The organism is Janthinobacterium sp. HH102, assembly GCF_001758625.2.
GTDB lineage: Bacteria > Pseudomonadota > Gammaproteobacteria > Burkholderiales > Burkholderiaceae_D > Janthinobacterium.
Genome location: NZ_CP062062.1, coordinates 5,595,218 through 5,615,446 on the forward strand (window position 1 = coordinate 5,595,218; position 20,229 = coordinate 5,615,446).

Annotated in this window: 20 protein-coding genes; 3 read left to right on the plus strand and 17 right to left on the minus strand. The window is 64.9% G+C overall.

What is annotated here, in order from left to right; translation table 11 throughout:
* Positions 1-133: 133 nt before the first annotated feature.
* The 5 genes from dnaG to ybiB form a co-directional block, all read right to left on the minus strand.
* Positions 134-1,930 (minus strand): DNA primase, encoded by a 1,797-nt coding sequence (gene dnaG / locus JAB4_RS25480; protein ID WP_070223121.1) that lies wholly within the window; start codon positions 1,928-1,930, stop codon positions 134-136.
* 130 nt (positions 1,931-2,060) lie between these two features.
* Positions 2,061-2,513, minus strand: coding sequence for a GatB/YqeY domain-containing protein (locus tag JAB4_RS25485; protein WP_070223119.1), 453 nt, complete (start codon positions 2,511-2,513; stop codon positions 2,061-2,063).
* Positions 2,514-2,709: 196 nt separating this feature from the next.
* Positions 2,710-2,922, minus strand: coding sequence for a 30S ribosomal protein S21 (gene rpsU / locus JAB4_RS25490; protein WP_008451879.1), 213 nt, complete (start codon positions 2,920-2,922; stop codon positions 2,710-2,712).
* Between the two features lie 183 nt (positions 2,923-3,105).
* Positions 3,106-4,320 (minus strand): NAD(P)/FAD-dependent oxidoreductase, encoded by a 1,215-nt coding sequence (locus JAB4_RS25495; protein ID WP_070223117.1) that lies wholly within the window; start codon positions 4,318-4,320, stop codon positions 3,106-3,108.
* Between the two features lie 56 nt (positions 4,321-4,376).
* On the minus strand, positions 4,377-5,369 hold the full coding sequence (gene ybiB, locus JAB4_RS25500; RefSeq protein WP_070223116.1) for a DNA-binding protein YbiB: 993 nt from the start codon (positions 5,367-5,369) through the stop codon (positions 4,377-4,379).
* Positions 5,370-5,528: 159 nt separating this feature from the next.
* On the opposite strand from ybiB, the gene JAB4_RS25505 reads away from it, so the two are divergent.
* Together JAB4_RS25505 and JAB4_RS25510 are read left to right on the plus strand one after the other, a co-directional pair.
* Positions 5,529-6,206, plus strand: coding sequence for a hypothetical protein (locus tag JAB4_RS25505; protein ID WP_139143760.1), 678 nt, complete (start codon positions 5,529-5,531; stop codon positions 6,204-6,206).
* Positions 6,207-6,356: 150 nt separating this feature from the next.
* The gene (locus JAB4_RS25510; RefSeq protein WP_070223112.1) at positions 6,357-7,418 is read left to right on the plus strand and encodes a 3-deoxy-7-phosphoheptulonate synthase; all 1,062 of its coding nucleotides are present in this window, start codon (positions 6,357-6,359) and stop codon (positions 7,416-7,418) included.
* Between the two features lie 165 nt (positions 7,419-7,583).
* Here the strand turns inward: JAB4_RS25510 and JAB4_RS25515 are convergent, their stop codons facing one another.
* Entirely contained in the window at positions 7,584-7,991 is a 408-nt protein-coding gene (locus JAB4_RS25515; protein WP_070223110.1) for a nitrite reductase (NAD(P)H) small subunit, read from the minus strand.
* A gap of 210 nt (positions 7,992-8,201) precedes the next feature.
* Between JAB4_RS25515 and tsaD the strand changes: the two genes are divergently transcribed.
* The gene (gene tsaD, locus JAB4_RS25520; protein ID WP_070223106.1) at positions 8,202-9,242 is read left to right on the plus strand and encodes a tRNA (adenosine(37)-N6)-threonylcarbamoyltransferase complex transferase subunit TsaD; all 1,041 of its coding nucleotides are present in this window, start codon (positions 8,202-8,204) and stop codon (positions 9,240-9,242) included.
* Here the strand turns inward: tsaD and eutC are convergent, their stop codons facing one another.
* The 11 genes from eutC to JAB4_RS25575 form a co-directional block, all read right to left on the minus strand.
* A complete protein-coding gene (gene eutC, locus JAB4_RS25525) occupies positions 9,243-10,016 on the minus strand; it encodes an ethanolamine ammonia-lyase subunit EutC (protein ID WP_070223104.1) in 774 nt (257 codons plus the stop codon). It abuts the gene before it with no gap.
* A 9-nt stretch (positions 10,017-10,025) separates the two neighbouring features.
* Positions 10,026-11,414, minus strand: a complete 1,389-nt coding sequence (locus JAB4_RS25530; RefSeq protein ID WP_070223103.1) for an ethanolamine ammonia-lyase subunit EutB — start codon at positions 11,412-11,414, stop codon at positions 10,026-10,028.
* 86 nt (positions 11,415-11,500) lie between these two features.
* Complete coding sequence (locus tag JAB4_RS25535; RefSeq protein ID WP_070223102.1) at positions 11,501-12,964, minus strand: TIGR01777 family oxidoreductase; 1,464 nt, start codon at positions 12,962-12,964, stop codon at positions 11,501-11,503.
* On the minus strand, positions 12,961-13,602 hold the full coding sequence (locus JAB4_RS25540; RefSeq protein ID WP_070223101.1) for a DUF4166 domain-containing protein: 642 nt from the start codon (positions 13,600-13,602) through the stop codon (positions 12,961-12,963). The genes JAB4_RS25535 and JAB4_RS25540 overlap by 4 nt, the downstream gene beginning before the upstream one ends.
* On the minus strand, positions 13,599-14,153 hold the full coding sequence (locus JAB4_RS25545) for a GbsR/MarR family transcriptional regulator (RefSeq protein WP_070223100.1): 555 nt from the start codon (positions 14,151-14,153) through the stop codon (positions 13,599-13,601). Before JAB4_RS25545 ends, JAB4_RS25540 begins: the two co-directional genes overlap by 4 nt.
* 67 nt (positions 14,154-14,220) lie before the next feature.
* On the minus strand, positions 14,221-15,327 hold the full coding sequence (locus tag JAB4_RS25550; RefSeq protein WP_070223143.1) for an acyl-CoA desaturase: 1,107 nt from the start codon (positions 15,325-15,327) through the stop codon (positions 14,221-14,223).
* Positions 15,324-16,439, minus strand: a complete 1,116-nt coding sequence (locus tag JAB4_RS25555; RefSeq protein ID WP_083287334.1) for a sterol desaturase family protein — start codon at positions 16,437-16,439, stop codon at positions 15,324-15,326. The genes JAB4_RS25550 and JAB4_RS25555 overlap by 4 nt, the downstream gene beginning before the upstream one ends.
* Positions 16,436-17,074 carry a phosphatase PAP2 family protein gene (locus tag JAB4_RS25560; RefSeq protein WP_083287335.1) on the minus strand — a complete coding sequence of 213 codons (639 nt, stop codon included), beginning with the start codon at positions 17,072-17,074 and terminating at the stop codon, positions 16,436-16,438. Before JAB4_RS25560 ends, JAB4_RS25555 begins: the two co-directional genes overlap by 4 nt.
* On the minus strand, positions 17,071-18,366 hold the full coding sequence (locus JAB4_RS25565; RefSeq protein ID WP_070223099.1) for a F390 synthetase-related protein: 1,296 nt from the start codon (positions 18,364-18,366) through the stop codon (positions 17,071-17,073). Before JAB4_RS25565 ends, JAB4_RS25560 begins: the two co-directional genes overlap by 4 nt.
* The gene (locus JAB4_RS25570; RefSeq protein ID WP_070223098.1) at positions 18,363-19,193 is read right to left on the minus strand and encodes an MBL fold metallo-hydrolase; all 831 of its coding nucleotides are present in this window, start codon (positions 19,191-19,193) and stop codon (positions 18,363-18,365) included. Before JAB4_RS25570 ends, JAB4_RS25565 begins: the two co-directional genes overlap by 4 nt.
* Positions 19,186-20,223: an NAD(P)-dependent oxidoreductase gene (locus JAB4_RS25575; protein ID WP_070223096.1), complete on the minus strand. Its 1,038-nt coding sequence runs from the start codon at positions 20,221-20,223 to the stop codon at positions 19,186-19,188. The genes JAB4_RS25570 and JAB4_RS25575 overlap by 8 nt, the downstream gene beginning before the upstream one ends.
* Positions 20,224-20,229 lie beyond the last annotated feature (6 nt).

Here is a 20,229-nt window from a genome sequence, read left to right on the forward strand (position 1 = left end):
CAAGAGCCTAACTTACTGAAAACAAATACTATTTACGAAACAGAACTAGCTTGCCAAAGCACACAATACTTAGCATTTAATTATAGCACGCGAAAAATGTTTTTCCAGTGCGCGACATACCCTCATGGCAAGGTTAGCGATTCACCAACTCGGCATCGCGTTCGCGTTCCAGCTCGCCTTGCTCCTGCATGATTTCGCGGTAGCGTACACCAATTTTCTCGGATGGCAAACCCGACGCAAACAATTGCTGCAATTCAGCCTTCAAGGCATTCAATTTGATCTCGCGGATGGTGCTCACCAGCCACGACAATTCGCTGTCGTAATCGGATTCCGTGCCGGCCGCGATCTCGCCGATGATCTCGTCGTATTCGCTGCCCAGCTCCTTCAATTGCTGCGCCAAGGCGGCGAAACTGCCGTGCTCGCCCAGCGCCTGGCCCACGGCCACCAGCTGCCCCAGGCTGTGCGCCGCATCCGGCCCCAGGTGCTGGAAGGCGGTCAGGGCCGCCTCGTCGATGCGCAGGGTCAAGGGCGGATGCGCCACCAGCATGCGCATGATCTTCAATTCAAGACCCACGGGCACGGGACGGCCCGATTTCGGCGGCGCGCGGTGCGCCACGGCAACGGGTTTCGCCAGCTCGAACAGGGCTTCGATCTCGGCCGGCGTGGACTGCGTCAGCTGCGCCAGGCCGCGCACGATCTGCAGGCGCAGCGACGACGGCGCCATCAATTGCAGCAGGGGCTTGGCGTCGAACTGCACGCGGGCGCGCCCTTCCGGTTCCGACAAATCATGCTCGCCCGACACTTCTTTCAGCAAGAACTGCGACAGCGGCATCGCTTCATGCACCTGCTGCTCAAAACCTTCGGCGCCGAATTCGCGGATATAGCTGTCCGGATCGTGTTCCGACGGCAAGAACAGGAATTTGATCGTTTTATTGTCCGTCACGTGGGCCAGGCTCGCTTCGAGCGCGCGGCGGGCGGCGCGGCGGCCGGCCTTGTCGCCGTCGAAGCTGAAAATCACGTTATCGGTCTGGCGCAGCAGTTTCTGCACGTGGGTGGGCGTACACGCCGTACCCAGGGTAGCCACTGCCTGCGGGAAACCCATCTGCGCCAGCGCCACCACGTCCATATACCCCTCCGTCACCAGCACATAGCCGGCGTCGCGGATGGCCTGGCGCGCCTCGAACAGCCCATATAGTTCGAAACCCTTGGAAAACAAGGGGGTTTCCGGGGAATTCAGATATTTCGGCTCGCCATGGTCGAGCACGCGGCCGCCAAAGGCGATGACCTGGCCCTTGGTATTGCGGATCGGGAACATGATGCGCTCGCGGAAACGGTCGTAGCGTTTGCGGTTGTTGCCCTCTTCATCGACCTTGTCGATCACGAGACCGGCCTCGGCCAGGGCTACCACGTCGTAATCGGGGAAGACGGAACGCAGGTTATCCCAACCGCCGGGCGCGAAACCCATGCCGAAGCGAGCGGCCACTTCGCCCGTCAAGCCCCGGTTTTTGAGGTAGGCGATGGCTTCCGGCGCGTGGCGCAATTGCCCGCGGTAATAATCGCACGCCTGCGTCATGGCGTCGGACAGGGCCAGGCTTTGCGCCTGGATCTGCGCGCGCTGGGCCGGCGGGATCTTGTCGTCCGCTTCCGGCACGACCATGCCCACGTTTTGCGCCAGGTCTTTGACGGCATCGACAAAGCCCATGCCCGAATACTCGATCAGGAAACCGATCGAGGTGCCATGCGCGCCGCAGCCGAAGCAGTGGTAGAACTGCTTGGTGGGGCTGACGGTAAAGCTGGGCGACTTTTCACTGTGGAACGGGCACAAGCCCATGAAATTGGCGCCGCCTTTTTTCAGCTGCACATAGCGGCCCACGACATCGACGATATCGACGCGGTTGAGCAAATCGGAAATGAAGGATTGAGGTATCACTGGCTAGGGCGGGTCTTGTTATAGGTCAGACTATACTACCGCACGTGGCATGAGGTTGAGCCAGGTCAACGTGTGGGCTGTTTAACAGGCTGCCAGCGCGACGGCTGGCAGCCCTTGCTACTATTGTTGCTTACGCGGCCGGCGTCAAGGCTTTCTTGACCAGCGCGGAGACCACGGTCATGTCGGCGCGGCCGGCCAGCTTCGGCTTGACGATGGCCATGACCTTGCCCATGTCTTGCGGACCGGCGGCGCCCGAGGCGGCCACGGCGGCAGCCACTTCGGCCGCCACTTCTTCATCCGACAGACCGGCAGGCATGTAGCCGATCAGGTGCACCAGCTCGGCTTTTTCGATGTCGGCCAGGTCGGCACGGCCACCGGCTTCGAACTGGGTGATCGAATCCTTGCGCTGCTTGATCATTTTTTCCACGATGGCCGTCACGTGGGCATCCGTCAATTCGATGCGCTCGTCGACTTCCTTGCGCTTGATTTCCGCCAGCAACAGGCGAATCGTGCCCAGCTTGCCCGTTTCCTTGGCGCGCATGGCGTTTTTCATGTCTTCGGTAATTTGTTCTTTCAAGCTCATGGCAATCCTCGTTGGTCAGTATGGGAACGGTGCTCGTGCGCGGCCAGAAACAAGTACGGGCCACAAAAGCGAAAACCCGCTGCGGCGAACCGGAGCGGGTATGCGACTCATCTGAAGTATCACTCCAGGCGAATCAAAACAAAACCCGTGGCGAACAATGCGCCGAACTACCCGGGTTGGTTCTGACTGAACAGTCTTAGAATAATTTTTTCGGCAGTTGTTGGCTGCGGATGCGTTTGTAATGACGCTTGACAGCAGCTGCCAGCTTGCGCTTGCGCTCAGCTGTTGGCTTTTCGTAGAATTCGCGAGCGCGCAATTCGGTCAGCAGACCCGTTTTTTCGATGGTGCGTTTGAAGCGACGCATTGCGACTTCGAACGGCTCGTTTTCTTTAAGGCGAATAGTGGTCATGTAAAATTCAAACCGTTGAGGTGGTGTATAGGAAGAGATAGATAGTAGCAGCTTTTATTCGGAAAGGGAAGCCCCTCCCCCACTTGCGTGCGGCATGCAGCCTGCGGTCGCTGCCGGAATGTGGCGTAAACCACGCACCGGGATCGGCGCACCGGGCGCCAAAACCCCATATTACAGAGTAGCTTACTGCAAGGCAATACCTGCCGCCACTCCGGAAGCCCAGGCCCACTGGAAGTTGTAGCCGCCCAGCCAGCCCGTCACGTCGACCGACTCGCCGATGAAATACAGGCCCGGCACCTTATTGGCCATCATGGTCTGCTGCGACAGTTCGCGCGTGTCGATGCCGCCGCGGGTCACTTCCGCCTTGCGGTAGCCTTCGGAACCGTTCGGCACGATGGACCAGGCATTGATGGCCTGCCCCAGCTTGCGCAACTGCGCGTCGGGCATGTCGGCGATGCGCGCGTCCGGCGCCAGGCCGTTCGTGGCCAGCAGGCAGTCGGCCAGGCGCTGCGGCAGCCATTGGGCGACGATATTGCCCAACTGCTTCTTCAGGGTCCCCTTGCCTTCGATCAAGGTTTGCGCGACGTCCACTTCCGGCAGCAGGTTGATGACGATGGGCTCGCCCGGCAGCCAGTAGCTGGAAATCTGCAAAATCGCCGGACCGGACAGGCCGCGATGCGTGAACAGCAAATCTTCGCGAAAACGCGCGCCCGTGGCCTTGCGGCCCTTCAGGCTGCCCGTTTCCACATCCACTTCCAGCGCGATGCCGGACAGTTCCGCGAACGGCGCCCAGCTGACCGGGTCGAATGTCAGCGGCACCAGGGCCGGACGCGGCTCGACCATCGCCAGACCGAATTGTTTGGCGATGCGGTAGGCAAAGTCGGTGGCGCCGATCTTCGGAATCGACAGGCCGCCCGTGGCGATAACGATGCTGGCCGTCTCGATGTCGCCGCTGTCCGTCTGCAGCACGAAGCCGCCGTCCGCTTGCTGAACAACATTGTCGATCTTGCACAGCATGCGCCAGTGCACGCCGCCAGCGGCGCACTCGTCCTTGAGCATGTCGATGATCTGTTCGGCCGATTCATTGCAGAATTGCTGGCCCTTGTGCTTTTCGTGGTAACCGATCCGGTATTTTTTCACCAGCGCGAGGAAATCCTGCGGCGTGTAGCGCGACAGCGCGCTCTTGCAGAAATGCGGGTTTTCCGAAAGGAAATTTTGCGGGGTGGCGTTAATATTGGTGAAGTTGCAACGCCCGCCACCCGAGATGCGGATCTTTTCGGCAAGCTTGGCCGCGTGATCGATCAACACCACGCGCTTGCCTTGCTGGGCGGCAACAGCCGCACACATCATGCCGGCCGCGCCCGCGCCGATCACTGCCACATCAAATTGTTTTGCCATAAGAATTCCGGTCACCGCTGATTACAAAGACGCCATTGTAAACTGCGGCGGCGCGGCTAGCGCGGCCGTGCTGCAATCTGCCGCGATGTCGTCAAGCATTGCTCCACCTGCCCGGCGATCGACGGCGGCACGGGCACCTCGCCGCGCAGCACGGCCGCGATCCAGGCCGCCGTGGTGGCCGCGTCGCGCTCGGCCGGCAAATGCGGCAATTCTTCGACCAGCAGCTGCTTTTCCACCAATACCGTGCGTTCGCCGTCGTGGAACCAGTCGATCTGCTGCGCCTTGTTGGCGTTGGCCACCGTTTCGCCTTCCGTGCCGCGCATCAGAAAGGCGTCGCCGCGCGCGGGATCAGAAGCAGTCAGGAAATATTCACCGAGCATTTCCAGATATTCGGGATGCGTGTACGACACCAGGCGCAGGGCGGGGCCGGCGAACGGCTGCATGATTTTCACCAGCGTGTGCGTGGAATTGCGCACGCCCAGCACGCGCCGCAGCGACAGCATGTGCGCCAGGCGCGGCGCCAGCGCCTCGATCGGCAGGAAGGCCGCTTCGCCGCGCGCCATGGCGGCCTCGGCTTGCGCATGGTCCGGCGAGGCGGGCACACCCAGCGCGGCCAGCACCTCGGCCGTCGTGATGCGGCCCGGGTCGCTGGTGACGCCATGCACGAGCACGGGTGCGCCCGCGCGCGCCAGCAGCAGCGCCAGCAAGGCCGTCAGGTTCGCCATCTTGCGCGCGCCGTTGTAGCTGGGAATGATGATGGGCGCGAACTCGCCGGCCGGCGCGGCCAGCGGGACGAACGAGGCTTCGGCAGCGTCGAGGAAGCCGGCGATCTCGTCCACGGACTCGCCCTTGATGCGCATCGACAACAAAATGCCGCCCAGTTCCAGGTCCGACACGCGGCCCTCGAGCATGGCGCGGTACAGGGCGCGAGCATCGTCGCGCGTCATGCTGCGCGCGCCGTTCTTGCCGCGTCCTATTTCTTTGATGAAACGTGCTGCAGGGAATGGCTCGCCGGCCACATCGGTATGGGGGATGGAAACAGTCGTCATGGCGCCAGCTTACACGGATTTTTCCCCGTGCAGACGGGCTGAAGGATGCCATAGGCGCCGATGCAACAGTCTTTCCAGCTATTTTTTTGATGAATGTGCTTCGCGCCTGCATCCAAACGCGCCGCCGCTGCGTATAAGACTGCACAGGGGGAACTCATCATGGAACACGCGATCAAACAGGAAACGGCCTTCGTCGGCATCGAAACGGGCAAACTGCTGCTGAAAGCCGTGCTGCGCTCGGGCGGCGATGTGCTGTGCAAGGTGCTGGAAAACGACATGGCCGGCTACCGCTGGCTGCGCAGCTGGCTGCAAAGGAACGACGTGCCCGTCATGGGCTTGCGCGTCTGCATGCGCCTCGACGCCCCGTACAGCGAGACGCCAGCACGCATGCTGGCCGACATGGGCATGCTGGTCTGCGATGCCCAGCCCGCGCAGCTGGCAGACTATCTGCGCGGCCAAGGCTTGCCCGAGGACGCGGCGCACGGCGCCGTGGTGCTGGCCAATTACTGCGAGGACAAACGCCCCGCTGGCTGGACGCCGCCCTCGCCCGCCTACGTGGAACTGCGCTTGTGGCTGCGCCGCCTGCACGCCATCGCAGGCGTGCGCAAGCAGGAGTCGGCGCGCCTCGACGCCCATCTGCAGGCTGGCCAGCATGCGCTGCACGCCCTGTTGTGCCAGCAAATCGCTTGTCTGGACGCACAGATACGCCAGCATGAAACGGCCATCCTCGCGCACGTGCGGCGCCATCCCGGCCTGCCCCGGCCGCCCGAGCTGCCCGGCAACTACCAGCGCATCGCCCGCTACAGCGTTGGCGCCAGCGTGACCGGCGGCCATTGAGCGTCCGGGAGCATGGGGCCGGCGGCGTGCCGGCCCTGCCATAAAAACAACTCATGCATTCCCGTTTTGGCCCCATCCCCGCCGCCAGGCCGCATTTCCGCTACACTATTGCCTCTTAAAGAACGCAATAGCGAAAGCCGAGCCAGAATCATGAATACGCCAGACATCGAAAATATCAACGTCACCTCTTTCGCGCCCATGCCGACACCGGCCGAACTGCACGCCAAGCTGCCCTTGTCGGAAAGCGCCTTCGACACCGTCAGCCGCGGCCGCGAAGCGCTGCGCAACATCATCGACCGCAAGGACCAGCGCCTGTTCGTCGTCGTCGGTCCGTGCTCGATCCACGACCCCGTCGCCGGCCTCGATTACGCGCGCCGCCTGAAAGCGCTGCAAGAGGAAGTCAAGGATACGATGCTGCTGGTGATGCGCGTGTATTTCGAGAAACCGCGTACCACCACGGGCTGGAAGGGCTATATCAACGACCCGTACATGGACGATTCGTTCAAGGTCAACGAAGGCATGGAAAAGGCGCGCCAGTTCCTGCTCGACGTGTGCGAACTGGGCCTGCCCACCGCCACCGAAGCGCTGGACCCGATCTCGCCGCAATACCTGGGCGACTTGATCGCCTGGACGGCCATCGGCGCGCGCACGACCGAATCGCAGACGCACCGCGAAATGTCGTCGGGCCTGTCGACACCGGTCGGCTTCAAGAACGGCACCGATGGCGACATCAGCATCGCGGTGAACGCGATCCTGTCGTCGGCGCACCCGCACTCCTTCCTGGGCATTAACGCCGAAGGCAACGTCGCCATCGTGCGCACGCGCGGCAACGCGTATGGCCACGTGGTGCTGCGCGGCGGCGACGGCCGCCCGAACTACGATTCGGTCTCGATCGCCATCGCCGAACAGGCGCTGGCCAAGGCCAAGCTGCCGGCCAACCTGGTGGTCGACTGCTCGCACGCGAACAGCTATAAAAAGCCGGAGCTGCAGCCGCTGGTGATGGGCGACGTGGTCAACCAGATCCGCCAGGGCAACCGCTCGCTGGTGGGCGTGATGATCGAATCGAACATCGTCGGCGGCAACCAGAAGATCCCGCAAGACCTGTCGCAACTGACCTACGGCTGCTCCGTCACGGACGGCTGCATCGACTGGGACACGACGGCCACCATGCTGCGCGATGCGCATGCGCACCTACTCAATCGCCCTGCGTAAAATATACCGCCAACGATGTTGTCGGATTACGGCCCTGTGGGCCTAATCCGACCTACCCGGCCGGCCGCGTCAATACGTAGGTCGGCTTAGCGCGTAGCGCGTAAGCCGACACATCACTGCAGACAAAGAACGGCGCCCTGTGCGCCGTTCTTGCTTTTCCCTTCATCACGCCATCTGCACATGCGGCAGCACGGCGAACGATCCCGCCAGCGCCTGCTCCGCCTTGCTGGCCGGGATATTGAGCTCATTGATGTCCAGGTAGACGCGCCCGTCGAGGATGCGCACGGCGTACATGCGCGCCATGCCCTGCACGGGCGCCACCAGGCGGCCCGAATCGAGCTCGATGATCCAGCCGTTCTTCGGCCCCATCAGGTTTTTCTCCATCAGCACCCCCTGCGCCAGCGGGCCCCCCAGGCACGGCACCGTGTCGAGCAGCGCGTAGACCGTATCGTCCACCGCGCGAAACAGCGCCACGCCGGGCAAATCCTGCCACGCCAGCCCCCGCTGCACCATGCGCGCGCCCGCCAGCGGCATGTCCTTCAGGCGGCAAATCATTTTCCATTGTTCCGGCATCGCAAGCTCCCTTGAAAAAGGCACACGCCTGTCTAAGCAAGAGCGGTGCCAGTGCCGTTCCAGGCGCAAAGCAGCCGGAATCGCGGGCAAAACCGGCCCGCGGCGCACTGCGCAAGTGCACACTGCCGCCGAAATGGTGCGCCGGCCGCACGGTGGACTGCCCGGCTTTCCTTTACAATGGCGGATTACTCCTCCCTATTCAGTACCTTCATGATTGTTCTTGGCGTCGAATCCTCCTGTGACGAAACCGGCCTGGCCTTGTACGACACGCAACGCGGCCTGCTGTCGCACGCCCTCTATTCGCAAGTCGCCATGCACGAGCAGTACGGCGGCGTGGTGCCGGAACTGGCGTCGCGCGACCATATCCGCCGCGCCATCCCGCTGCTCGAAGAGACCCTGACGAAGGCCGGCATCGGCCTGTCCGAAATCGATGCCATCGCCTACACGCAGGGTCCGGGACTGGCCGGCGCGCTGCTGGTGGGATCGTCCGTCGCCTGCAGCCTGGGCCTGGCCATCAACAGGCCGGTGCTGGGCATCCACCACCTGGAAGGCCATTTGCTGTCGCCGCTGCTGGCGTCCGAGCCGCCGGAATTCCCCTTCATCGCCCTGCTGGTGTCGGGCGGCCACACGCAGCTGATGCGCGTCGATGGCGTGGGTCAGTACACGATGCTGGGCGAAACCCTCGATGATGCGGCCGGCGAGGCGTTCGACAAGTCGGCCAAGCTGCTGGGACTCGGTTACCCGGGCGGCCCCGCCATTTCGCGCCTGGCCGAATTCGGCGACCCGCTGGCATATAAACTGCCGCGCCCCATGCTGCACTCGAAGGATTTCAACTTCAGCTTTTCCGGCCTGAAGACGGCCGTGCTGACGGTGGTGAAAAACCATGAAGAAAAAGTCATCGCCAATATCTGCGAACAGGACAAGGCGAACATCGCACGGGGCTTCGTCGACGCCATCGTCGACGTGCTGACGGCCAAGTGCGTATCGGCCCTCAAGCACACGGGCTTGAAGCGCCTGGTGATCGCCGGCGGCGTGGGTGCCAACGCGCAGCTGCGCGCCTCGCTCAATGCGGCCGCCGCCAAGAAGCGTTTTAAAGTGTATTACCCGGAGCTGGAATTCTGTACGGACAACGGCGCCATGATCGCCTTTGCCGGCGCCATGCGCCTGCAGATCAACCCCGACGCCGCCAAGCACGATTACTCGTTCAACGTGCGCCCGCGCTGGCCGCTCGACGAAATCCGCGAAGTCTGATCACGCCAGCAGGAAATTGCGCGCGCCCGCCAGGGCCGCGCCCTCTTCCACCGTTTCATCCTTCAAGTCCACGCCCGACAACTGCCGGCTGAACGCCTGCGACAGCAAATAGTGCAGCCGGTACGCGGCTGGCGCATACGCCAGCCCCTCGGGGCGCACGTTCGAGATGCAGTTGCGGCGCTCGTCCAGCAAACCTGCCTTGGGCGCCCACGTCAGGTACAGGCCCAGGCTGTCCGGGGAACTCAAGCCAGGCCGCTCGCCGATCAGCACCAGCACGGCCCGCGCTTTTATCAATTCCCCTACCTCGTCGCCGACGGCCACCCGCCCCTGCGCCACAATGTGCACGGGCGACAGCGTCCACGCTTCCAGCGCCAGCCGTTCGCGCAAAGCGGCCAGGAACGGCGCCGCGTGGCGCTGCACGGCCAGCGCCGACAGGCCATCGGCCGCCGCCAGCGCCAGGTCCACTCCCGTCGTACCAGCGGCCAGGCGCGCCCGTGAAGCATCGTCGAGCCGGCGCCCCAGGTCGGGGCGTTGCAGATAGTCGGCACGCGTGGCGGCGGCGCTGTGCAGATGCACGCTGGCTTGCCCCTGCGCGGCCAGGGTGCTTGCCAGGGCTTCGCCATCGAGCGCCAGGTGCACGGCGTCGCGCGCCTGCGCGTGGGCCAGCTGAAACGCCAGTTGCGCGCGGGTCGGCACGCTCACGCCGCGGCGCCCCAGCGCGATGCGCGCCGCCGTATGCGCGCGCAGCGCCTGCCACAGATGGTTTTCGTCCATGCATATCCCCTAGGCATCCAGGCGCAGCAGGGCTGCCTGGAAGGCCGGCGCCAGCGCCGTGTTCAGATTTCCCTGCGCATCCGTGATCTGCATGCGCGCCAGCCAGGCCGCGAATTCGGGCGCGGGACGCAGGCCCAGCACGCGACGCGCATACAGGGCGTCGTGGAACGAGGTGCTCTGGTAGCCGAGCATGATGTCGTCCGCGCCCGGCACGCCCATGATGAAATTGCAGCCGGCCACACCCAGCATGGTCAGCAAGGCGTCCATGTCGTCCTGGTCCGCTTCCGCGTGGTTGGTGTAGCACACGTCGCAGCCCATGGGCAAGCCCAGCAGCTTGGCGCAGAAATGGTCTTCCAGCCCCGCGCGCATGATCTGCTTGCCGTCGTACAGGTATTCGGGGCCGATGAAGCCCACCACGGAATTGACCAGCAGCGGCCGATACGCGCGCGCCACCGCATACGCGCGCGCTTCGCACGTCTGCTGGTCCATGCCGTGATGGGCGCCGGCCGACAGGGCGCTGCCCTGCCCCGTCTCGAAATACATGACGTTGCTGCCCACCGTGCCGCGCCCCAGCGACAGGGCCGCCGCCTGCCCCTCGGCCAGCAGCGCCAGGTCGATGCCGAAGCTGCGGTTGGCCGCCTGCGTGCCCGCCACCGACTGGAACACCAGGTCAACGGGCGCGCCGCGGCGTATCGCTTCGAGCGTATTGGTGATGTGCGTGAGCACGCACGACTGCGTGGGAATCTGATATTGAGCTATGACGGCGTCGAGCAGCTGCAGCAGCGAGACCACCTGCGCCACATTGTCGGTGGCGGGATTGATGCCGATCACGGCGTCGCCGCTGCCCAGCAGCAGGCCGTCGAGCATCGACGCGGCAATCCCCGTGGCGTCGTCCGTCGGATGATTCGGCTGCAAGCGCGTGGACAGGCGCCCTTCCAGGCCCAGGGTATTGCGGAAAGCCGTGACGACACGGCACTTGCGGGCCACCAGCACCAGGTCCTGCAGGCGCATGATTTTTGACACGGCGGCCGCCATTTCCGGCGTGATGCCGGCGGCCACCCGGACCAGCGTGGCCGTGTCCGTCGCATCGTCGAGCAGCCAGTCGCGAAAGTCGCCCACGCACAGGTGGGCAATCGGCGCAAACGCGGCGCGTTGGTGGGTATCGATGATCAGGCGCGTGACTTCATCGTCTTCGTACGGCACCAGCGCCTCATTGAGAAAGGCCGACAGCGGCACCTCGGCCAGCGCCAGCTGCGCCGCCACCCGCTCGCGCGCGCTGGCGGCCGCCACGCCGGCCAGCACGTCGCCCGAACGGGGCGGCGTGGCCTTGGCCAGCAGCTCCTTCAGGCTGGCAAACTGGTAAACATGGCTGTCTATCGTATGGCTGAAGCGGGGCATGGACTTCTCCTGTGGGGTCAGACCCGCCGGGTCTGACCCCGGAGCATGCCTATTCTACGCCCGGAGCAACGCGATACCACCCCATGTCACAAACTGCGCAGCGCGCCTTCCAGCTGCGGATAGCGGAAGCTGAATCCGTCGGCCAGCAGGCGGCGCGGGGCGACCCGCTGACCTTCCACCAGCAAGTCGGCCTGCTCGCCCAGCAAGGCGCGCATGACGAAGGCCGGCGTGGGCACGATGCTGGGGCGGTGCAGCACGGCGCCCGCCACCTGGGCAAAGCGGCGCTGCTCGATCGCTTCCGGCGCGCAGAAGTTATACGCGCCGCTCACCGCGCCCTGTTCGCTGCGGCGCGCCACATGGGCGATGGCGCGGATGACGTCGCGCACGTGCACCCACGTGACCCACTGCTTGCCGCTGCCCAGCGGGCCCCCCACGCCGAAACGGACCGGCAGCAGCATCTGCGGCAGCGAACCCTGGTGGCCGAAGACGAGGCCAAAGCGCATGCAGCCCACCTGCACGCCATAGCGCTCCGCCTGGCGCGCGGCCGCTTCCCATTCCTGGCACAGCTGCGACATGAAGATGGCTTGCGGCGCGCTGTCCTCCGTCAATTCCGTCGCGTCGCCCTGCGGCTGCACGCCGTAGTAGCCGATGGCCGACGCCGACAGCAGTACCCTCGGCTTGTGCTGCGCGCGGGCGATCCACGCCACCAGGTCCTGCGTCAACGCCACGCGGCTGCGGCGCAGGGCCGCCTTGCGCGCCGGCGTCCAGCGCTTGCCGACGATGCGCGCGCCGGCCAGGTTGACCACCATGTCGATGCGCTGCGCATCCGACAATGCGTCCAGCGACCGGATGCAGCGCACCTGGCCGTCGAAGGTCCACGCGGCCTGCTTGGGCTGGCGCGTCAGCACCGTCACCGCATGGCCGTCGGCCAGCAAGGCGCTGACCAGTTGCTGGCCGATGAAACCCGTGGCGCCCGTCACCAGCACGGATTGCGGCGCGGCGGCAAAGCGCAGGCGCTCCTCTTGCTCCGCTGTCTCCTGCACCTTGCGCCGTCCCAGCTGCCACACGGCGTACGCGTCGCGCAGGCCGGACAGGCCCACGCCCACGCCGCACAGGGCGAGGAAGACGCTGAGCCAGCCGTATGGCTGCCATACGAGGGCCGTCGGCAAGGTCGCCCATTCGCTGCTGTTGAGGGCCAGCAGGGCGATGAAGGCGCCCGCGTTGATCGCCAGCACCGTGTGCGTGACCCGCTCCGTGGCGGGCAAGAGGCGGGTCTGGTCTTCGACGACGAAATCCCACAGGGTCAGCACGATTTCCACGCCAAACACGATCACCAGCACCCAGGCCCAGGCGCCATGCCATTCCCAGGCCGCCAGGCCCACGAACAGCAGGCTGTAGATCAGCGCGCGCGTGGCATGGATGGTCAGCTCCAGGCGCGCCGACGCCTTTTGCGGCAGCGCTTCCGTGATTTCATGGTGATAGATGGTGTCGAAGGCGCCCAGGCAGCCTTGCGCCGCCATCAGTTGCAGGGCCAGCAAATGCGTATTCATGGTGTCTCCTTCATTTCCGGTGCGGCGGATTCGCGGAACACGCCGACCTGGGTGAATGTGGTGCCAAACAGGGCGTGGCGGATCTCGATGCGGATGTTGAACTGCTGCGGCGTATCGTTGCGGTGGCACAGATAGGTCTTGCCGGGCGTGAGCACGCCGGGCAGCGGCAGGCGCCAGCCGAAAAGATCCCAAAAATAGCCGTCGCTGGTGAAATGCAGATTGCCATCTTCCACGTGCAGCACCAGCTTCATGCCCAGGCCCATGCCCACGTATTCGAGCACTTCGCCTGTTGCGCTTTCAGCCATGTAAGACGTGAAGCGGATCGGCGCGCGGCCATGCAGGCGGTAGGTGCGCTGCTTGAAGATGAAGGGGCAGCCGGGGCGCGAATAGACTTCGATATCGACGGGGAAGTCGTGGTCGTCATGCGGGATCAGGGCGCCGTCGATGAAGGGGCGCGTGAGCCAGCCCAGCACCTTGCCCAGGCGCGAGCTCGTGAGCTCACTGAGCTCGCCCCGGTAGTACAGGGGCTGGCCCGGCGCGGGATTTTTCTCGAAGCGGCGCCGGATATCCGGGTGCAGGGTGAGCCACCGCTCGCCCATGACCTTCTTGAACAGCTCTCCTTCGGAGGGGCCGCTCATGCTTTTCCCGGCTTGCCAGGCTTATCGTCCGGGCTGAGGAACTTGGCCACCTTGCCGCCCATCGACAGCATGCGCTGCAGGGTCGCCGGCGGCAGGTTCTTGTAGTCGCTGTAGGTGGCGCTGAGCATTTCCAGGAAAGCCAGCACTTCGCCCATGCGCGCCAGCGTCTCAGGCGGTATCGCCGCATCGTGTTCGCCCTCGATCGCGCATTCGCGCAGCACCGTCAGGGTGGGATCGATCTCGCGCCGCTTGCGCTCTTCCATGATGACGCGGAAGATTTCCCACACATCCTGCAGGGCGAGGAAGTGGTCGCGCCGGTCCCCCATCACGTGCGTGATGCGCACCAGGCCCCAGCTTTGCAATTCCTTCAGGCTGTTGCTGACGTTCGAGCGGGCCACGTTCAGGCTGGCCGCGATATCTTCCGCCGTCAGCGGTTCATTGGCCAGGAACAGCAGCGCGTGGATCTGCGCCACCGTGCGGTTGACGCCCCAGCGGGTGCCCATCTCCCCCCAGTGCAGAATATATTTCTGCGTAGTCGGACTCAATTCCATGGCTTTCTCTTATTTCTGTCGTTACAGAAATGTAAGATGAAACAGAAGCCCAGTCAAGCGCGATTCGTCAGGACTGGGCGGGCGGCTGGCCCATGGCGCGCAGAAATTGCTGCTGCGAGGCGTGCAGCTGGCCGTAACCGAGTTCGCGGTACACAAGGCCGTGGCGCGGCGCCAGTTCGGCCAGGATGCGCGCCAGCGCCGGGTAGTGGCGGTGGCTCCAGGTGGGGAACAAATGGTGCGTCAGGTGCAAATTCAATCCGCCGAGCCAGTAACAGAGCCAGCGCAGCGCGCGCGGCTTCGGCGTCCAGTCGCAGGCCGTGTAAAACGTGTGCTGGTACCAGTCGTGCGGCAGGGTGCCGTCCTGCCCCGGCTGGAAGAATTCCACTTCAGCCCAGTGCGTGCCGAGGATCAGCGCCACCAGCGCGCACGAGGCGAGCATCTGGCCCACGAAATACGCGCCCAGTACCACGCCCCAGCCGATGCCGTGCTGCTGCAGCACCCACATGGGCAGGGCCAGCACCAGCGCCACGTGGCCGAGCTTCCAGCCCAGGAACGACAGCCAGCCGCGCCAGCCCTGCAAGCGGCTGTGCGCGGCCACGGGCGTCTTGCCGAAGCGGTCGAGCCAGTCGCCATACCAGTTCAGATACGGCAGCGACAGGGCCGCCACCACGGGCCAATACAGGTATTGATAGCGGTACTGGGGCGACCAGCGTTGGAACGGCGTCTGGCGCAGGAAGGGGTTCGGCTCCGTGTCGAGGTCATAGCCTTCCACGTTCGCATACGTGTGATGGAAATGCACGTGGCGGATGGTCCAGAAATCCGTGTCCACGCCTACGGGCAAGCCCACGATGCGGATCAGGATGCGATTCAGGCGTCCCTGTCGGAAGACGGCGCTGTGGGCCGCGTCGTGCAGGGTATTCATGGCCAGCGCCATGGCCGCGACCAGGCAGGCGACATAGCTGGCGACAAACGGCCAGGTGCTGCCGGCGCTCAAGGCCAGCGCATACAGCCCCGCCGCCAGCGCGGCCAGGAAGACGGTTTTCGCATGCAGGCGCCAGTCGCCGAAGCGGTGCTTTCCCTCGCTGGCGAGGTAGGCGTCGGCGCGCGCGCGCAGTTCGCGGCGGAAGGCGGAATCACGGGCGGGCTGGAAGCGCAGCGGAGGAAGCTGGCTCACGCGCGCGTCCCCGCCGCGGCCGGCCACCACAGGCGGCGCGCGCCGTCGAGGCCATGCGCCAGCAGCGCGGCCAGGAACACCATGCCCCACACGTCGCGCGCCCCATACCAGCCCAGATACAGGGCCGGCATGGCCACGGCGATGAGCACCCAGGCGATGGCGCCCCAGCGGCGCGCATCCGACAGGCCGCCCAGCGCCAAGGTGCCGCCAAAAATCAGCGCGAACAGGATCGCTTGCTGCGCGCCGGCCAGCACCGCTTCGTGGTTGACGTAATAGATCACGAGGCCAAACAGGATCACGCCGCCGATGCCGATGAACAGTTCGGGCACCTCGAAAGTGCCGCGCGACTGCCAGTGGGGAAAGCGCGCGCGCAGCCATTTGAACAGCTTGCCGTTGCTGGCCAGGAGCGGATTATGCGTTTGCGTCATGCCCTTCACGCCATAGCGCATTTCCACGCCCTCGAGTTCGGGCTGGAAGCTGCCGAACAGCCTGTCCCACAGCAGCAGGGTACCGCCGAAATTGCGGTTGATGTAGCGTTTATCGGTGCCGTGGTGCACGCGGTGGTGCGAGGGCGTGACCATGAAGCTATCGAGAATGCCAGACTTGTTCACCAGCGCATTGTGGTTATAGAACTGCACCGTGTAATGCAGGGACGAGACTACAAGGAAGATTTCCAGCGGCACGCCCAGCACGGCCAGGATGGCAATAAACGGGAAATTCGTCAGCGACGAATACCAGGAATTGCGCACGCCCAGCGACAGGTTGAAGTGCTCGCCCTGGTGGTGCACCACGTGCACGGCCCACAGCAAGGGGATCTTATGGTGCAGCCGGTGCATCCAGTAAAAGCACAAATCCCAGGCAAAGAATGCGAACACCCACTGCGCGGCCACGGGCCACTGGTCGACGATGTGCAGATTCACATGGCGCAGCAGCAGGGCGAACGCCGCCACTTCCACGCCGCGGAACACCCACATCAATATGTGGCCGGAATTGAGGTTGAAGATCACGTCCTTCCACGGCACGGGGGTCTTGCGTACCCATTTGAGGATCAGCAATTCGGCCAGCACGAAGGCCAGCATGACAAGGAAAGAGAGGGCAAAGGGGTTCATCATGATGCGGTTTCAGTAGAAATGACGCGGTGAGCCGTCCAGAATACCTGCATTTTCGCCAGCATGCCGCCAGCGATGCCGACCAACAGGCCGGCGGCCAGGTCGATGCTCACGTGCCGGCGCAGCGCGATGATGGCGTAGCAAATGGCCACGCCCAGCACCACGGCCAGCGCGGAGCGGACCAGGTGGCGCTTGTCGCACAGGGCCCACACGCACAACAATGTCAGGGCGCCATGCAGCGAGGGCAGGCAATTTTGCGCGGAATCCGCCGCCTGCAGCATGCGCAGCGCCTGCGTGCTCCAGGCACTGCCCTCGCCCACGGGCGGATACGCGAGCGTCGTCGGATACAGCAGGAAGACCACGCCGCACATGACGGCGGAAAGCGCCATGGCGCGCGCCAGCCAGCGCACCCTCGCCGCATCGGCCGCCAGGTAGGCGTAGGGGATCAGGATGAAAAACGACAGATACAACCAGATGGCAGAGTCGCTGTAGGGAATGGCGCGGTCCAGCGCCGTTTCCGGCAAGAGTATCCCCTGCCCTTGCAGCACATCGCTGGAAAAATACACGAGGCCGACGCTGCCCCAGCCGGCCAGCAAATGCAGCAGGCGGCAGCGTACGGTCATGGAAGAAGGATTCATGCGGTCGCAAGGCGCCGGATGCGGCGCCGTTTCATGGTGGGGTCAAAGGGAGGCAGTTCGCCGCTCGTCGTCCAGGCCAGGCTGTCGACGGCCACGGCCAGGCCGCGCAGCACCGTTGCCAGGTGATCGCGCAGGGCAGCCAGGCCAGCGTCGTCGAGGGCCGCGTGCAGCTGCAAGGCGCTGTCGCCCGATTGCAGCAGGCGGTAGTCGGCGTCCGCCGGCAAGGCTTGCGCGAACGCGCGCGTCAAGACGTCGGCAAACACGGCGACGGCGGCGCCGCCGCGTGCAGACGGAAGCAGCAGCATGTCGTCGCAGCGCCCTTCGATGCCGTCGATGGCGCGCGTGGCGCGGCCGCACGGGCATGGCGTGGCGCGCGCGACCAGGATATCGTCCAGGCGATAGCGCACGATGGGCTGCGTGATGCGCGTGAAATCCGTAATCACGGGCACAAAACGACGCTGTTCCGCATCGAGCCATTGCGGCTCGATGTGCACATATTCCTCGTTCAGGTGCAGCACGCCGTGTTCGCAGCTGCTGGCGAGGAAACCCTCGGTCGCCTGATAGATTTCATGCACGGCGCCGAACGCCTGCACGATCAGCGCGCGGTCCTGCGCTTCCAGCACTTCAGCCACCGAGATGACTTTTTTCGGCGCCAGCACCAGGCTGCCGTCGATGACGCGCAGCGCCAGCTGGCGCAGCACCTGGGCCGGCGCGACGATGACGGACGGTTGATAGCGCGCCAGCTGCGCGCACAGGCTGTCGAACGGTGCGAACAGGTCGTAAAAGGCAAACGTGAGCCACGGCGAGCGCACGGCCGTGTACAGATTGCTGTTCGCGCGCAGGAACAGCGCCACCTTTTCGCCGGAAAACAGGCCGTCGGGCAGCGCCTTGGCCAGCATCACGCCCGCCCATTGGGCCTTTTCGCGGGGGCTGACGGTAAACACGGCGCGCCGCGACGAGGTGCCCGACGACAGGCCCACCGTGATGTCGCCCACCGCGGGCGTAAAGTCGCGGCTATGCTCGGCCGCCATGGCCGCCTCCATCGCCTGCGCCAACGTGATTCCCTCGGTATTCATGGCATCGAAATGCTCGAGCATCAGCGCCTTGTTCATCGTCGGCCACTGCGCCAGCGGCAGATCGCGGAACGGGGCGAAGTAAGCGCTGCGCGCGCACAGCACGTCGATGAAGTGCGCCATCTGCTTGTGCTGGTAGGCGTCGAGCTGCGCGCGGCTTGCGAAACGCAGGCGGCGCGTGCGCCAGTACGACAGCAACAGCCAGAAAATTCGCTTCACGGGCGGCCCGCCACTGGCAAATAATCGTTGGTATCTTCATGCGTGATGCGGATCTGCGCCTGGCCCGACTGGTGCAGCTGGTGCAGGCGCTTCAACGTCTCATAATACGGTGCGCGCTTGTGCTGGATGAGGAACGACAGTTCGGACGGTCCGCGCAGCTGCTGGAAACTTTCCGGCACCCAGGCCGCGTCCGACGCCAGCAGGGTCCAGCCGCCGTCCTGCAGCACGAAGGCGCCCAGGTGGCCGATGGCGTGGCCGGGCAAGTCGACGATGTAGATCTCGCCCGTGCCGCTGACGTCGCGCCCGTGCGTGAATGGCAGCAAGGCCGCCGGCAAGGCCGTCTCGGGCACGCTTTCGACAAACGCCAGGCGGTCAGAGATATCGGGCGGCAGCAGTTCGGGCACGAAGGCCTGGCGCACGGCGGCCACGCCGGACAAGCCGCGCACGGCGTCCCAGCCCGTTTTGGAGGCCATCAGCCGCGCGCCGGGAAAGTCGCGCAGGCCGGCGATATGATCGGCGTGGAAGTGCGACAGCAGCAAGGTGTGGATGTCGCCGGGCGATACGCCATGCGCGCGCAGCTGGCCGTGCAGCGACTCATTCTCGTCGAACGAGATGGGCGTCACCCACGCGTACATGCGGTACACGCCTTTCGACGTGGCGGCGCGGAAATGCTCGGCATACCCCGTGTCCCACAGGTACAGGCCCGCGCGCGTTTCGATCAGGTAGGCGCGCGAAGGGAAGCAGCGGCTGGCCAGCCCGCTGCCTTTCAAGACCATGCACGACGGATGGGTGCAGTGGCCGACGCGAAATGCGGTGATGCTAGCCATTGCGCTCCTTGCCCACCTTGTGCGCCGCCGCTTCCTGGCGCATCCACTGCGCCGTGCGGACGATGCCGTCCTGCAGGCTGACGACGGGACGGTAGCCGAGCACCTTGCGCGCCTTGGCGTTATCGAGCGTCATGTCAAAACTGAGCGCGCCGATGCTGTAGGGCGTCAATGAGGGCTCGCGGCGCGTGAAGCGCGAGGCGAACTGCATCAGGCGCGCCGCCAGCGCCAGCACGCGATAAGGCACGCTGACGATTTCGAACGGCTGCTGCAGATGGTCGCAGAACAGGCTGCGCAAGATGTCGCACAGGCGCGCCGGCTCGCCATTTGTGATGTTGAAGGCGGCGCCCGAAGCGATGGTCTTGTGCACGGTGGCCAGCCACATCGCATGCACGACGTTATCCACATAGGTGACGTCGATGGTGGCCGCGCCGCCATTGGGCAGCGGCAGCTTGCCGCCGCGCTCCTGCAGCACCCGCGCCAGGCGCGGGATCAGCACCTGGTCGTGCGGGCCGAAGATGGCGCGCGGGCGCAGGATCACGCACGTCATGCCGCGGTGGCGGTCGACGCACTCCTGCACCAGTTTTTCCGCCATCGCTTTCGAACGCGCGTACGCGTTGACGAAAGCGTCGGGGCGGAAGGTTTCCGGCACCTCGTAGCGGTTGCGGTAGTCGAAATAGATGGCCGGGGTCGAGATGTGCACGAAGCGCGCCACGTGCAGGCCGGCAGCCGCGCGCAGCAGCTGGGCCGTGGCCGTGACGTTGGCGGCGATAAAGTCGCGCTCCGCGCCCCACGGCGAGGACAGCGCGGCGCAGTGCCAGACGGCGTCCATGCCGCGTACCAGCTCGTCGACCTGGCGCGGCGTCGCTTGCGCCAGGTCGAGCGCCACGAATTGCGCGCCCATGCGTTCGAGCTCGCGGCCCACGGCCGCGTTGCGGCCCGTGGCGCGCACTTCCACGCCCTGCGCCAGCAGGGTGCGCACGGCATTGCGCCCCAAGCCGCCCGTCGCTCCCGTGACCAGTATCCGCCTCATCGCACC